This window comes from Catalinimonas locisalis (assembly GCF_038039535.1).
Lineage (GTDB): Bacteria > Bacteroidota > Bacteroidia > Cytophagales > Cyclobacteriaceae > Catalinimonas.
This window is the reverse complement of the sequence record NZ_JBBPHP010000054.1, coordinates 22,727-38,198: the sequence shown is the minus strand read 5'-3', so window position 1 is coordinate 38,198 and position 15,472 is coordinate 22,727. Positions and strand designations below refer to the sequence as shown.

Annotated in this window: 15 protein-coding genes; 12 read left to right on the top strand and 3 right to left on the bottom strand. The window is 41.3% G+C overall.

Translation table 11 applies throughout. The features are described from left to right. Nucleotides 1-436 precede the first annotated feature (436 nt). A complete protein-coding gene (locus WJR50_RS30945; protein WP_341297208.1) occupies nt 437-1,474 on the bottom strand; it encodes a hypothetical protein in 1,038 nt (345 codons plus the stop codon). Nucleotides 1,475-2,457: 983 nt separating this feature from the next. Between WJR50_RS30945 and WJR50_RS30940 the strand changes: the two genes are divergently transcribed. From WJR50_RS30940 to WJR50_RS30930, 3 genes are all read left to right on the top strand, one after another. Next, nucleotides 2,458-2,982, top strand: coding sequence for a hypothetical protein (locus WJR50_RS30940; RefSeq protein WP_341297207.1), 525 nt, complete (start codon nt 2,458-2,460; stop codon nt 2,980-2,982). A 264-nt stretch (nt 2,983-3,246) separates the two neighbouring features. After that, nucleotides 3,247-3,507: a DUF4160 domain-containing protein gene (locus tag WJR50_RS30935; protein WP_341297206.1), complete on the top strand. Its 261-nt coding sequence runs from the start codon at nt 3,247-3,249 to the stop codon at nt 3,505-3,507. A 12-nt stretch (nt 3,508-3,519) separates the two neighbouring features. Beyond that, the gene (locus WJR50_RS30930) at nt 3,520-3,786 is read left to right on the top strand and encodes a DUF2442 domain-containing protein (RefSeq protein ID WP_341297205.1); all 267 of its coding nucleotides are present in this window, start codon (nt 3,520-3,522) and stop codon (nt 3,784-3,786) included. 19 nt (nt 3,787-3,805) lie between these two features. Here the strand turns inward: WJR50_RS30930 and WJR50_RS30925 are convergent, their stop codons facing one another. Next, entirely contained in the window at nt 3,806-4,027 is a 222-nt protein-coding gene (locus tag WJR50_RS30925; RefSeq protein ID WP_341297204.1) for a DUF2281 domain-containing protein, read from the bottom strand. Between the two features lie 96 nt (nt 4,028-4,123). Continuing rightward, a complete protein-coding gene (locus WJR50_RS30920) occupies nt 4,124-6,670 on the bottom strand; it encodes a M14 metallopeptidase family protein (protein WP_341297203.1) in 2,547 nt (848 codons plus the stop codon). A gap of 196 nt (nt 6,671-6,866) precedes the next feature. Here WJR50_RS30920 and WJR50_RS30915 point away from each other — a divergent pair, with 196 nt between their 5' ends. The 9 genes from WJR50_RS30915 (at nt 6,867) to bla (ending at nt 15,374) form a co-directional block, all read left to right on the top strand. After that, on the top strand, nt 6,867-8,054 hold the full coding sequence (locus WJR50_RS30915; protein ID WP_341297202.1) for a phosphoglycerate kinase: 1,188 nt from the start codon (nt 6,867-6,869) through the stop codon (nt 8,052-8,054). Between the two features lie 83 nt (nt 8,055-8,137). Then, complete coding sequence (locus tag WJR50_RS30910) at nt 8,138-9,298, top strand: pyridoxal phosphate-dependent aminotransferase (RefSeq protein ID WP_445223510.1); 1,161 nt, start codon at nt 8,138-8,140, stop codon at nt 9,296-9,298. A 13-nt stretch (nt 9,299-9,311) separates the two neighbouring features. Then, nucleotides 9,312-10,169, top strand: coding sequence for a prephenate dehydrogenase (locus WJR50_RS30905; RefSeq protein ID WP_341297200.1), 858 nt, complete (start codon nt 9,312-9,314; stop codon nt 10,167-10,169). A gap of 183 nt (nt 10,170-10,352) precedes the next feature. After that, nucleotides 10,353-11,273, top strand: coding sequence for a DUF4421 family protein (locus WJR50_RS30900; RefSeq protein WP_341297199.1), 921 nt, complete (start codon nt 10,353-10,355; stop codon nt 11,271-11,273). A 78-nt stretch (nt 11,274-11,351) separates the two neighbouring features. Continuing rightward, nucleotides 11,352-11,693, top strand: coding sequence for a hypothetical protein (locus WJR50_RS30895; RefSeq protein WP_341297198.1), 342 nt, complete (start codon nt 11,352-11,354; stop codon nt 11,691-11,693). Between the two features lie 444 nt (nt 11,694-12,137). Further along, on the top strand, nt 12,138-12,689 hold the full coding sequence (locus WJR50_RS30890; RefSeq protein WP_341297197.1) for a hypothetical protein: 552 nt from the start codon (nt 12,138-12,140) through the stop codon (nt 12,687-12,689). 288 nt (nt 12,690-12,977) lie between these two features. Continuing rightward, a complete protein-coding gene (locus WJR50_RS30885; RefSeq protein WP_341297196.1) occupies nt 12,978-13,535 on the top strand; it encodes a hypothetical protein in 558 nt (185 codons plus the stop codon). Nucleotides 13,536-13,683: 148 nt separating this feature from the next. After that, on the top strand, nt 13,684-14,535 hold the full coding sequence (locus WJR50_RS30880; protein ID WP_341297195.1) for a sugar phosphate isomerase/epimerase family protein: 852 nt from the start codon (nt 13,684-13,686) through the stop codon (nt 14,533-14,535). Between the two features lie 98 nt (nt 14,536-14,633). Then, complete coding sequence (bla, locus tag WJR50_RS30875) at nt 14,634-15,374, top strand: subclass B1 metallo-beta-lactamase (RefSeq protein ID WP_341297194.1); 741 nt, start codon at nt 14,634-14,636, stop codon at nt 15,372-15,374. The last annotated feature ends 98 nt before the right edge of the window (nt 15,375-15,472 follow it).

Below are 15,472 nucleotides of genomic sequence, written 5' to 3'. Positions count from 1 at the left end.
TGCATAAATCTTTAAGTTTTGGTCAACCTAAAGTTTATTCATTGACCCGCTCTTTTCAAAATTTAAACATGCTCTTAGTACACTCAGTACAAACTTTTTCATACGTACTCGATTAATTTGTTGATTTGATGGGTGCAAGTAAAAATTTTATTAAATAAAATAAATACTAAATAATATTAAAAAATTACAATGTTAATTAATGAATGATTTAATATCAAACTGTTGAAAGGGAAATAAACGGCTTAGAAATCTCTACACAAGCGAAGAGCTGCTGATAACTTTCAGATTAAAAAAAGTACGCTGTGAGAGTGATGGATATTAAAATGGAAAACGATCTGTTTAGTTGAGAGAGAGAAGGTTAATGACAGTAATCGGACTAGCTCAAATCAACGTCAGAGTTCTTTAAATGCACAATGATTGAAGAAGCAATGAAGGTTTAGAAGTCGATTTTGTAAGCGTTCATTTGCTGAAGCTCATTTTCAACATCATGAGGATTTCTGTGCTCTAAAACGTTTTTAACATCGGTCATATAAAAAAGCGTTTTCAGATTCTCGTCATAACCTGAAGTAGAAGTAACTTTGGTAGGTAGGACGAGGTTATATTTATCTTTATGCTGGCTAGGGTCACCAAGGTTAATTCTAGAAGAATAAAATCTTATAGCCTGATATTCACTCCTGTAATCTTGTACATATTTCATTAAAAGTTGAGGAATAATATATTCTTCTTTAAAATCATTGCCTTCATGTTTAGAGGGAACTTTGATAGAACAAGCAGCAACAATAGGTAAAATCATTCCAAGAAATAGAAAAATATCAGTCTGTTCCCTCATAACTTCTTCAAATCTATAGTATAAGTAATAAGAGTAGTCAACATTTATGATGTTGATTTCCTGTGTGGTTTCAAAGCGTACTACTGCATATGGGGTATGTTTTTCTATTCTGGTTTCTTCTAAGGCAAGTGGTAGAGAAGTTGATAAATAAAGTGCTGGAACCTCTTTTATACTGTATCGATAGTTTTTGACTTTGAATAATGAATCAAAAGGAATATGAAAAAGCTCTTTTCTCTCTTCAATTCTTTCTACTTGTTCTTTACACTCTTTTTTTTGAAGAGGTCTGACTCTGTAAAATGAAGTTCCGATAGGTATGGTTTTGACTTGATGGGGAATATTTTTTAGATATGCGAATACTCTGCTAGCCTGATAGTTCTGGCGGAAACTTGAATAACTTTGAGCAAAGTTTTCAAGAGTTGATTCATTAATAATTGAGATAAGATTGACGCTGAGCCTGTAAATTTCAATAGGAGAAATATTATTGACATAATGTATTCCGTCAGATTGATGATCGAGAGAGGGTAGAGTTTTTAACTGGTTATAAAATATATCAAAAAAAGATTTTAAACTTCCTGCAACATCACCATTTTCCACTTCTATAGGAAGCTCAAATCCCATTTGTTTAAAAACATCATAAAGTGTCATAGCTACCAATTAAAGTCTATAGGTATTGAAATACTTACAGTCTTGTTTGAAAGTATCTATTTTTTTTTGAACATTTTCATACCCTCAAATCAGAGAGGTAATGCCATCATTTCACTAACATAGCAATTTATTCAGATAAAGATGTAGGTGTTTCTTAAAGCCGATCTAGCTGAGAGTATTTGAAGCGTAGCTGCCCAATCTGCAGTTTCGCTGGTCTCCACAGGAAAAGATGATTTATTTAACACCTTAACTTAAATCAACGCAAATGACAATCGGGTCCGAAAGTAGTCTTTTGCGTTTAATAGGCCAATATGTTACATAGAGGGGATTTTGGTGCCTGAAATGGATGAAGGAGGGAAATAGCCCTTTCCAGGCGGTGGGTAAAGTTTTGGAACGCTGAGACAAATGGAGCAAAGGCTTGACAGACTTCCAAGGCATTGGACCGTGAGGGAAAATGTCTTGTAAAAATGATAACTTACATGGAAGTGGGAGGAAAGTCTCCTGGAAAACTTCCAAACCATTTCCCCCCGAGGGGAAGTGTTCTGGAAAAGTGATAAACGATTTCCCCTCAGGGGGAAGTCTCTTGGAAAACTTCCAAGGCATTTCCCCTTGCATCTCAGTCTCTTGGAAAAGTTACAAACCATTTTTCCTCAACTTCTCAGTCTCTTGGAAAAGTTACGAAAGATTTCCCCCGGCCTACCCAATGCCTTGACAAAGCTGTGGCATGTTTATTTGCGGTGGAGCAGTCTCCGGATAAAGTGATAAGCTTTGGTAGGGTATGGATTAACTGACGTTGTGCAAAACTTTGCTTAAAGTGCTTGGCAGATCTTGCGTAATTAAAAGCGTTTCACAGTAAGACGTACTTTTCTTATTCAAAATCATTATAAAAGTAAATGTATAGCCTATATCTTGGGCTAGTATATAAATAGACAGCCGCCCCGGAATGCAATAAGCGCTATCTCGTCTTTGTGGCATAGAAAAAAATGATGAACAAGCAAATTTTAATAATACTGATCACTGTTCTGCTTGTAAGCTGCAGTCGACAGAAAAAGAAAGGTAAATTAGTTGACAAAGAGGCTACTGAGGTTGAAAATATTGATTCACAGATTGACTCTTTGGTAACTACTGACAATGATAATGCAAAAAATCAAAACGTTGTAGAAAGATACTTTCCTAAAGAGAAGGAGATACATGAATTTGATACAATTATTTCTGCAAGAAACTTAAGAATTTCAATTCAAAATATATTTCTTGACACTTATGTGACTGATGAATTTGATAGTGAAGGAATAACACATATTGACAAGTACAGGGACAGCGAAAAACATTTGGTTATTGAACAGTCAAATGAAATTCTTATTGATACTGTCTTTAAGAAAAATGACTTTGAAAAACTTGCTGGACAGGACTTTCTTCAAATTGCAGACTTCCATGGATATTGGTTTAACGCAATTAAAAATGACACAATTGAATTATTTGGAGTAATAAGCAAGCCTGAAACTGATTGATCATTTGCATTTTATCATTATCTCGACTTAAGCACTAAACAATTTAAGATAGAAGAGTATATTGATGAAGAATTATAATAAAGACAACACACAACCTTGCATATAGTCTATGCTGAGTTAAATGCAAATTCCAGATTCTTGCCTTTCAGCTTATTTAAACTCAGGCTGGCAGAATAAGAGCTTTGTGAATTGCCACAAGTGAGATGTAAGCCATTATCTACCAAGAAAAAACACTAAATTTGCTGATCATAAAGAAACTCAAAGATGCCGGAGATAAGTAGATTCTATGGAATTATCATCCGAATGTTCTATAATGATCATAGTCCCCCTCATTTTCATGTGATTTATCAGGAAAATGAAGCTATAATTGATATCAAAACGTTAGAAATATTGGAAGGCCATTTGCCAAAGAGAGCCAAGTCCTTAGCAATTGAATGGGCAATAGAACATCGGGATGAATTAATCACCAATTGGCAAAAAGCCAGAAGCCATGAGACGTTAGATAGCATTGAACCGTTAGACTAAAATTTGAATAGTATGATAAGGATAACAAAACTTAAAGTACTGGATAGCAAAAAAATTTATTTCAACTTCAGTGATGGTTCGGAGAAAACCATTGATTTTACACCATTTATCGGGCAAGATAACTTAAGTAAACCTCTGTCAGATCCAGCATATTTTAAAAAAGTTGAGCTTTATGAGAATGGACGAGGGATTTATTGGCCAAATGACTATGATTTTTGCCCTGACTTTTTGCGCCAATACCAACCAGAGGAAAAAGAAGAACTGACTGAAAAGAGTTGATATTGTATCACTTACATAGCTATTCATTGGGATAAAGACGTTTGTAGTCTTTAAACTCTTCTTCAAGGTGATTCAACTGACCTTTATTGAGTTGTGAAAGTTCATCAGAAAGTGATTTGGAATTGGGCGACTCCTCTTTTTTTAGTAGAAAGCTAGCGAAATCTGCTACTTCATTAAGCTTGTCTTCGGGAAGCTTCTTTATAGTTTTAATTACATTTTCAATGACCGCTTGCTTATTCATAACATCTAACATTTTTAAAGTATACGTTAAACACTCAGTTTAGGTATGCATCTCAAGCTGAATATACTTTAAGATACCCAGCTTGAGATAATGATGCTACCGCATCACCTTTCCAAAGAAAATACTATTCAGGAATATTTTATTGGTGCCGTACCAGAAAGCGCGGAAGTTAGGATTGTCCGTGAGGGCAATGACCACGCCCTGCCCGTAAGGGGCAATGCCTACCGCGGCAGTATTCCGTAACTGTTCTTCCTTCTCCTCAGATATATAGCCTGCTTTCAAAGGCGTATCTGTATACATGATCGGATTCACATAGGGATTGCTGGCCTTTTCCATAAAGAGCGAATGATCACGGAAGAGGCTGATCTCCTCTTTGTTCATGCCGTAAGCGATAGGATGGGTGAGGTCTATACGAGCGTCAAAGATAGCCCCGCCAATGACCTGTGCTCCCTGAAATTCTTCCCGCTCGCCAAAAGCTCGCTGTGGTAGTGAATCCTGACTGGCAGATTTGTACTTAAATCCGCCAATACCATTGTCCGACAGCCACTTTCCGGCATCTTTGGTAGCTATCACTTTGTTGCCCTCCTGTATCCAGCTTTTGAGCTTGCTTTTGGCACTTTCGCTAATGTCATTGTAACGTCCATCCACCATGATCAAGGTATTGTAGGAGTTGAGGCTGGCCCGGTTAAACATATCCAGCGACATGAGGGTGATGGGCATGTGCATGCGCTGATCCAATAGGTGCCAGGCTTCCCCCGACTCATAGCTGCTCACGCCACCTTCAATCAGCATCACGATTTTGGGCTTCTCCAGGGTTTCGTAAGTGCGGCTTCCCAGGCTGACTCCGGTAGTGGTCATACCGGTATTGGCGGCATAGACGTTGATGCCATCTTCGTCGGCTACCGTTTGTACCAAATCGTAAATCTCATCGGCATCCATATCATCCTGTATGCTGATGGGAATCAGAATGGTGCCTACGTCAAACTGTTTACCATTCTGGTCGGTAAAGGCTTCGGTAGATACTTTCAGGTTGAGTCCGGCATCCTGCAAGCGATACAGCGCACGATGGGCGTAGTAGCCATCCATTTCAAACAAATAGGCATACGCACTGCGTCCACCCACTACTTCACCTTCGGGAAACTCCGGCTGCTCAACTTCCTCTCCCTGTCTGAGCTGTCGGCTGCTCAGCTCCGCAAAGGGTAGGTTGTAAGCCAGCGGAAAAGTCCAGGCTGATACATCATAGAAAAGACTGTCGTTGAAGCTCGTGCGTCTCTCAAAAAGCGCTTTTATGAGGCGGTACTGCGGCTGATTGGTAGGCACAAGGTAACTGCTTTCGGTCTCAAAAGTGTGTCCGTTGGCAGCAATATCCTGTGCAGGGCGGTACAAATCTATCTGATGTCTTTTCAATACTTCTGCCATATGGTAAGTAGTAGCAGCATCCGCCTCGCTTCCAAAAACATAAGCTTTGATAGGATCAGCAGCAGCTTCATCCAGCGCGCCCGGATAAAAATCTACCTGATGTTGAAGGAGGTCATTCTTCAAAGCCTGAGCGCCTCTCAGCGTAGAAAAGCTGGCACTCACCTGATTGCGAATGGTAAAAGGAAAAGTCAACAGTCCGTTTTCTGTTTCCTGCGCATGAGCGCGGGAGCTGGCCTGTTCAAAGAGGATACCCACTGCTCCGTTCACATCAGGGTAGGTTGAACCTTTGCCATAGTAAAAGTCATCGTAGCTTTCTTTGGTATAATAAAAGGAGCCAATCTCATCCAAACCTTCTGCATGAAACTCACCCAAAGCTTCGGTAAGGCGGAAAGTATTTTCGGGTGTAAGCGGATTGTTACGGGAAGGAATACCCGGCTGAAAGAAGAAAGTGGCATTGCTGCCCATCTCATGATGGTCGGTCACGATATTGGGTTTCCACGCATGAAATTTCTCCAGCCTGCCTCTGGATTCAGGATGTTGCTGTAGCAGCCAGTCACGGTTGAGGTCAAACCAGTAATGATTGGTACGGCCCCGGGGCCAGTGTTCGTTCTGCTCAATATTATTAGGATCGGTACTCAGATACTCCGCCTTGTGGGTATTGACCCAGGTTGCGAAGCGATTCATCCCATCCGGGTTGATAAACGGGTCAATGAGGACGATGGTATTGTCCAGCATGCTTTCTACTTCTTCACCCTGAGCCGCTGCCAGATAGTAGGAGACCAAAGCCGCTGCATTAGTACCGCTAGGTTCATTGCCATGCACACTATAGCCTAACCACACCACTACCGGCTGCTCTTCTATGCTTATGCTACTGGTTTGTTCAGGCTTGCTCAGATTAACATGTGCTTCTTTGAGTTGCTCAATGTTGTTCTGATTCTTTTCAGAAGTGATGGTAAGCAGATAGAGCGGACGGTTTTCGTAAGAGCGGGCGTATTCTTCCAGCGTTACGCGCGGAGAAGCTTCGGCCAGTGCCAGATAGAAATTCATGAGCTGAGAATGCTCGGCATGCATCTCACCAATCTGAAAACCCAGAATAGATTCGGGAGTAGGAATGCTGGAGTCGTAAGAGGCATTTTCAGGCAGATAGTAATCTAAATCAACTTGCTGTGCCCAGACTAACTGAGGCAATAAAAAACTTAAGTAGAGAAGTAATCGCTTTGTCATAGTTAAAGATTAGGTTTGTGATGTTTCTGTAGCAGATGAGCAATCTTGCTAAATAATAGCCTAAGGTTGAAATGTGAAAGTTTAGGCGAAGAATTTAGCGTAAACGAAAAAAAGCACTTTGCTTTAGCGAACAATATAATAAGCTTTAAATTTGTGTGAGTAGCATTGAATTTATTTTTTTAAAATCTATCAAACTATGAAGACTATTGATGACATTAATTTTTCAGGGAAGAAAGCACTGGTAAGAGTGGATTTTAACGTTCCTCTGGACAAAAATCATAAAATCACGGACGACAACCGCATGCAGGCTGCTGTGCCTACCCTTAAAAAAATTCTCAACGACGGTGGTTCTGCCATACTGATGTCGCACCTCGGTCGTCCTAAAGAAGGACCGGAAGAGAAGTACTCTCTAAAGCACCTGGTAGATCATCTTTCTGAACTCCTGGGCGGTACCAAAGTACATTTTGCCAATGACTGTGTAGGCGCTGAAGCAGAAGCGAAAGCCGCTGAGCTTAAAGCAGGAGAGATTTTGCTGTTAGAGAATACCCGCTTTCATCCTGAGGAGAGCAAAGGAGATGAAGCACTTGCTAAGCAGATGGCTAAACTGGGTGATATATATGTGAACGACGCTTTTGGCTCAGCCCACCGTGCCCACTCTTCAACCACTACTGTAGCCCAGTTTTTTGATGAAAAAGCTGCGGGTTACTTACTCAAAGCTGAGATTGACAATGCCGACAAAGTGATGGAAAGTGGTGATAAACCCTTCACCGCCATTATGGGTGGGGCTAAAATTTCTGACAAGATTGAGATCATTGAGCGACTACTGGATAAGGTGAATAACCTGATCATTGGTGGGGCGATGAGCTACACTTTCTTTAAGGCAATGGGTGGTGAGATCGGTAAGTCACTGGTTGAGACTGATAAGCTGGACCTAGCCAACGAACTGATCCGCAAAGCCAAAGATAAAGGCGTACATCTCCATCTGCCGATTGACTCTATCGTAACCCAGAAGATAGAAGAAGGAGCAGAAACCCGGGTTGCCAATAACCATGCGATTCAGGATGAATGGATGGGCGTTGATATTGGCCCCGAAGCTCGTCAGGTATTTGCCGATACTATCGCTGAGTCTAAGATAATACTGTGGAACGGGCCTATGGGGATTTTTGAAATCCCCGACTTTGCCGAAGGTACACGGGCGGTAGCTGAAGCGGTAGTAAAAGCCACAGAGAAAGGTGCTTTCTCACTCATCGGGGGTGGTGATTCCGCAGCAGCGGTTATCAGCATGGGCTATTCCGACAAAGTATCTTATGTATCTACCGGAGGAGGAGCCTTACTGGAATACATGGAAGGTAAAGAACTTCCTGGAGTAAAGGCTTTAGGCTAGACCTCTCTTAACCAAAAATAAATTAAGACCTGAGAGGATAGTTTACCTTTCAGGTCTTTTTTTTATATCGTAGTTTTATGTCTATGATCATACCCACAGCCAATCGTTTACAGAACGTCAAAGAGTATTATTTTTCCATCAAGCTGCAGGAAATTCGCCGCATGCGCGAGGCTGGCTTGGATGTTATCAATATGGGTATTGGCAGTCCTGATATGATGCCTTCAGCAGAGACCATAGAGGAGTTATATCAGTCGGCACGTCAACCCAATCATCACGGGTATCAGCCCTATCAGGGTACCCCTGAATTGCGCAAGGCAATTGCTGACTGGTATGCGCAGACTTATGGTGTGAATTTGAATCCTGAGGGAGAAGTGTTGCCGCTGATGGGCTCTAAGGAAGGAATAACCCATGTTTCTCTGACTTTTCTTAATCCCGGAGATGAGGTGCTGGTTCCCGAATTAGGATACCCTGCTTATACCTCGGTATCCAATATGGTAGAAGCAAAGATCAGGCACTATCCTCTTCGCGAACAAGACTGGCAGCCTGAACTGGAAGCCATGCGGAAGGAGGATTACAGTAAAGTAAAGTTGATGTGGCTTAATTACCCTCATATGCCCACTGGTAGTCCTGCCAATGCTGAAGTGCTTCAGGAACTTATTCAACTGGCGCAGGAAAAAAAGTTTCTGATCTGTCACGATAATCCTTACAGTTTGGTGCTGAATAAAGCTAAGCCACTGAGTATCTTATCGCTGCCCGGTGCCAGAGAGGTATGTCTGGAATTCAATTCTTTGAGCAAATCACACAATATGGCAGGCTGGAGGGTAGGATGGATTTGCGGAGCTAAAGAATACTTGACGGAAGTACTGAAAATAAAGAGTAACGTAGATTCCGGAATGTTTCGCCCAATACAGGATGCTGCCGTGCGGGCACTGCAAAACCCTGAAACCTGGCATGCCGGACGCAATGCTGAATATGCTGAAAGAAGGAAGCTGGTGTTTCAGCTTTTGGATGCTTTGGGTTGTAGCTACTCACAGGAGCAGGAAGGTATGTTTGTCTGGGCCAAAATTGATGATACTCAGGAGTCGTCCGAAAAATTTGTTGACAGCATTTTACAGAAATACCATGTTTTTTTAACGCCGGGTTTTATATTTGGGGCAAAAGGTAATAGATATATTAGGGTCTCACTGTGTAATCAGAATAATATTTTACAAGGGGCTATTAGTAGAGTTAATAATTTGGTATAAGAACTTATTTTTTATGAACATTTGCATTGTTGGATTAGGATTGCTGGGTGGCTCTACTGCGCTTGGACTAAAAGCAAAGGACAGTAGCTATCGGATTATCGGGGTAGATAATAACCGCGACCATGCTGCTCGCGCCTTGGTAGGGGAGATTGCCGATAAGATTATGACTTTGGAGAAGGGAGTGCTGAATGCTGATGTCACCATACTGGCCACGCCGGTAAATGTGCTGCTCAAACAGCTTCCTAAGGTATTGGATATATTGCCCCGCAATGCAGTAGTGACTGACCTCGGATCTACCAAAGAGCTTATCTGTCGCTCGGTAAGTGATCACCCCAAGCGAGGGCAGTATGTAGCCGCTCACCCTATTGCGGGTACGGAGCGCTCCGGTCCTGATGCTGCTTTTGCAGATCTGCTAATAGGCAAGCAGATGATTCTTTGCGAAAGAGAGAAGTCTGACATTGAGGCGCTGGAAGTGATTGAAAACCTGTTCAAACTCAAACTTAATATGCGGATGAGCTATATGGATCCGGCAGCACACGACCGGCATATTGCTTATGTCTCTCACCTCAGCCATATCAGCTCTTTTGCCCTCAGTACCACGGTGCTGGACAAAGAAAAAGACGAGTTTAGTATTTTTGAGATGGCAGGTAGTGGGTTTTCTTCCACAGTTAGGCTTGCCAAAAGCTCTGCCAAAATGTGGGCACCAATCTTTACTCAAAACACCAAAAACATATCTTCAGCGCTGGGAGCATATATCAAGAACCTGCAACGCTTCAAAGAAATCATAGACGCTGAAGATGAAGCTGCCAGCAAGCAGGAAATTACTAAGGCCAACGATATCAAAAGAGTACTTTCAGGCATAGAAAAGTAAATTTTTTAGAACGATTTTTACATAATCATAACATTCGGTGCTTAATTTTACTTTGAGTAGATAAACAAGCAACTGAGACACACATTTTTTATATGCTTAATAAGCAGTTCGCTACTGCTTGCTGCTCCCTTTCACACATTGAATGCCCAGCAGAATGATTTCATAGGTGTTTTGAATGATACCATGAATGTTAAAGCATTAATTATTAATCGCGGGCTTAATACTTCACTACGTAACCTTAACAATGAAACCAAGCTTAATTTTGCGCCCAATAACCTCAATTACATAGGAGTAGGGTGGTATTTTTGGGGAATAGGTGTTAAGCTTCATTTCCCCCTTCCCGTATCCTGGTTTTACGAAAGAGCAGATATCTTTAAAAGTCAGGTAATTGATATTCGTGGTACCTTGTATCAGAAAAAATGGTTTTTAGAAGGAGGACTACAGCTATACCAGAATCTATATTTGAGCGATGGGCAGACTTTGGATGATGGCTTAAATAATGCAAGTGAAACCGGAATACGAGCCTTGAGGTTTACCACGAGCTTTACTTACCTTTTTTCTGGAGAAGAGGTCTCGGTTAAAGCACCTTTCAATCGGAATAATGTACAGTTAAAGAACGCCGGTACATGGATGCTGACGGGTGGGGTTTCGTATATTGATTTATCGGGTGATGATTCTGTTGTTCCTTCACGTGCTCGTAATGATTTTTCCAGTGATACTACAATCACGGAGATTAGTGGTGTTTCCTTCTTTGTACGTCCGGGTTATGCCTACAATTTTGTGTACCGCAATTTCTTTATTCATGCCTCCGCTTCGGTAGGACTTGCCCTTCAGCAAAAGAGTTTAGAAAGAAGAGACAGCGAAATGGATGAGTTAGGCATATCTCCCCTCTACAATTTTAGTGCAGCTATTGGCTATGATAATGGTAAGTATTTTGCCGGTATATCATCAGTATTTACGTATGGCTATATGCAAGTAGATAATATCCGCCTGCAGGAACGTGCCAGAAATACCGAGCTTTTTGTAGGCTATCGTTTTCCTGAGCCTAACTGGATAAAAAACAACAAGCCCAGGTTTTTAAACTGGTTTACTAATTCCAAATAACTAAAAACATTGTACCTGCCTGTAGGTTGATTGTATAGATAGTGACCATCAAAATTTTTTGACCTTAAATTTAGCAAGATGAATACACAGGATATGAAAGACTACAGGCCGCCTCTTACCGAAAAAATGAATGAACTCGCTAAAAAGGGGTATGAGACTCAGTTTAGATTTGAAAACGGAGCACTGAAAGACCGTTCATCTGACAAAAACTATCAGGCGCAGGAGCTAAGCATAGAAGAAGAATACCGTTTTGAAGGAGAAAGCAATCCCGATGATATGTCAATTTTGTATGCGCTGGAAGCTCGTGATGGAACCAAAGGTATTGTAGTAAATGCCTATGGTACGTATTCCGACGAAGATTTGGGTGAGTTTATGAAACGTGTTAAGGAAAAAGGAAAGCTACAGGGTGTGAAAAAGTAAAGCATCAATTCAGTTTTGTTTATGAAAATCTGCACTGGCTGCAGATTTTTTTTTATCCTGGAAGTTCCCCTCCTCAACTTTCTATGCTTGAAGAATTAAGTAAGTACCCTTGCTGTTCAGGGAATAGTGGGTATAAGCTCAAAACTATCAAAAGCAGTATTGGGCAGATGACTTTTCCTTTTCCCTTTGTATCAGTTCTGACGGCAATACATTTAATAAATAAAGTACAATATTTTCTTATTAAAATACTATTACATGCGTAATGTATAGCTATCAGAATGTCTTTTATCTCATCAAAAGAAAAGGCTACTTGCCCAGGTAAATATCTCAATGCATGATAATAGATAGGAAAAGAATTTTTTATTTATTGAGCAAAGCAAGAGATAAGAAATAATAAATAAAATACTGCAACAGCTTTTCATTAATTTAATTTCCCAATTACCAATGAAGTACTTAATTATAGCTTTTTTCTTAACGATAAGTATGTCCTTGCAGGCCCAGCACCTTAACCGTAACTGGGAGAATGATCTGAAAACTTCCCTTCAGGAGTTTATGCAATGTGGAAGTGGTAATGATGTGTCTGCCTGTCATAGCTTTGCTGGCGAGTCATTAAAAACGGTTTATAAAGTCAATGACTTCTTTTCCAGTGACAAAGGGAGATTTCTGGAACCGGATGAGATTTATGGGTTTCTTGAAGAAAGTGACCAGTGGACTTTATTGGGAAAAGGCTATGATCAGAATGCTTTAAGCAATGCGCAGAAGTATGCAAACGGAAATAAAGCAGTAGTGGCTGTGATGAAAGGAGCACAGTATGGTCATATGGTACTCATCTTGCCCGGCGAATTACAAACCTCAGGTTCATGGAGTTTGAAAGTGCCCAACTCAGCTTCTTTCTTTACCCATCAGACTGATAAGTCTTTTGTCAATAAAAAATTGTCCTATGCTTTCACTCCCAGCGACCAGGGTCATGTACTCTTGTACGCAAGAAAATACTAACGGCAGATGAAGTGATCTATCACAAAGTTTGCGCTGAAGCGCTTACTATACTATTCCTTTCAAAAAATAATAACTCAGCTCTATCCACTTCCGGATAGAGTTTTTTTTGCTGCAGATTTTTCCTCCTTTTTTACCCATACTCAGGTAGAGCAAATACCCGCCAGAGGGTAGTATAAATCCTGCTCCGCAGGTATGGTACAGCCCGCACTTTGTCCTCACCTTTGTCATAATACAATGCAGTAAATGCATGATTAATTTGAACAACATTAACCCATTAAATTTTTGAAGATGAAAAATCTCTTTTTGCTTTTTTGCTTTTTCGCAGTGTTTACTACCGGTTGTAAAGACGAGGATACTCAGTCTGAGCAGTGGGATGACTCGCCTCGTACAGATGTACCCAATGAACTTACCAATGCTATCTGGCAGGTAGGAAGCATTTCTTTTGGCAACTTCTGGGGTGACCAGGGAGAATACGTAGGCGCTGGTCATGATGGTGCTATCCGTTATTATTTTAAAGAAGACGGTACGTATGAATTGTACTCTTATATCAGCGTGCGCAGTTACAACTGTCTTACCCAGTCCTATACCTACGTGAAAGGCACAGTAGAAGTGAAAGGAGATAAGATTACCTTTCACCCGATAGAGGGCAAATACAAAGGTGCAGATAACTGTGTCAGCTCGTATAATTTTGAACGTCCGGTGAAAGAAGATGAAAAAGAAAACTTTGCCAAGACTTACCAGTGGGAAGTTTCCGAAGGCAATGATGGTGAAGATCATTTATACATGTTGGAAGATGGGTTAGCCGCCGAACCAGAGAATATTCTGGTGTATGATAATGAAATGTAGTCTTTAGAAAATTATAAGTGTAATCCCAAAAAGATAGGCATAGCTAGTTCACCCAGTGGCTGTGCCTCTTCTTTTTTATAGAGGTATAAAATTCGGAAAGTGTAGGAGATTTCTTGTATTTTGAAAACAAATCAAAACACAACCTAAAATGCAATACACAAGAAAAGACTTTCTACAACTGCTCGGATTAGGAGCCCTGGCAACCACTACAACCTCTAAAGCTTATGCTACTCAGGCTCATCCGAACAACGTTATTCCTCATGCGGAGCCGCTTAAACTGGGCGTAGCTTCATACTCACTGCGTAGTCTTTCTTTGGAAGAAGCTATCGCAGTAGCCAAGCGGCTTAAGCTGGATGCTATTTCATTAAAAAGTATGCACCTGCCCCTGGATAGCACCCCCCAGCAAATCAAAGCAGCTGCCAGGAAGGTGAGGGATGCCGGCCTGGACCTTTATGGAGCAGGCGTAATTTACATGAAGACGCCTGAAGAAGTAGACAATGCTTTTGCATATGCCCAGGCTGCTGATCTGAAAATGATCATCGGTGTACCCAATTATGACCTTCTGCCTCAGGTAGAAGAAAAAGTAAAAGCAACTGATATCATGCTGGCCATCCATAATCATGGGCCGGGAGATGATGTGTATCCCAGTCCTGACAATGTATATGAAAAAGTAAAAGACCTAGATAAGCGTATCGGACTATGCATTGACATCGGGCACACCTTCCGTATTGGTCAGGATCCGTCAGCCAAAGCCAAGCAGTATGCAGAACGACTTTATGATGTGCACCTCAAAGATGTAGACAAAAGAGGGGCCGAAGGAGGTACACTGGAACTTGGGCGTGGCATTATGGATATTCCGGCCTTTCTGAAAACCCTGCAGGAAATCAACTATACCGGAGTAGTAGGCCTAGAGTATGAAAAAGATGGTGATGATCCCGTACCCGGTCTGGCCGAGTCAGTGGGCTACACCCGGGGTGTTTTGTCTGCGCTGAATGTGTGATAATTATTGCCAAAGGAGTCGCTTGTGACAAGTGAAAGTTATTATATTAGCCGCTCCTTTAGCCTTAATCATACATATCTTTATTCCAGACAAAGCCTATGAGTAAATTACTCCTTACCCTTTCGTTTTTATTAGCTCACACCCTCGCGGTTCACGCTCAAACGCAAAAAGACCTTATTAAAATTTCTGAAGACCTGGAAATCATCCCTCTCACCGATAAGAGTTTCATCCATGTTTCTTATGTAACTTATCCCTCATTCGGGCGGGTAGCCTGCAATGGTTTACTGTATATCAATCAGAACGAAGCCGTGGTGATGGATACTCCGCCCAATGATGAAATCTCTGAGCAATTGCTGGGCTGGATATCCGAAGCGTTTCCTGATACTAAAGTAAAAGCTGTGGTCATCAACCATTTTCATAGCGATTGTCTGGGAGGGCTGAAGGCTTTTCATGAAGCTGGGGCCAGATCCTATGCTTCCAAGCTTACCTGCACCCTGGCTGAACAGGATAGCGCAGTAGTTCCACAAAATGCCTTTGCCAGAAAAAAGAAAATCAGAGTAGGAGATGAGGAAATAATCTGTGACTTTTTGGGAGAAGCACATACCCGTGATAATATTGTGACCTGGGTTCCGGAGGAGAAAATCCTCTTCGGAGGCTGTATGGTCAAATCGGTGAATGCTACCAAAGGTAATCTGGCCGATGCCAATACCAATGAGTGGTCAAATACCATTCGTAAGGTAAAAAGTAAGTACAATGGAGCAGAAATTATCATACCAGGACATGGAGAGGCAGGAGGTGTAGAGCTACTGGATTATACCATGCAGCTTTTTGCTTTGTAACTTAACAGTTTGCTTTCTATGGAACGTGTGTCCATTTATGAACACTGTAACTACTTTTGTAGCAAATACTTAATTTCTTTAGGTGTGTCATCGCAAAA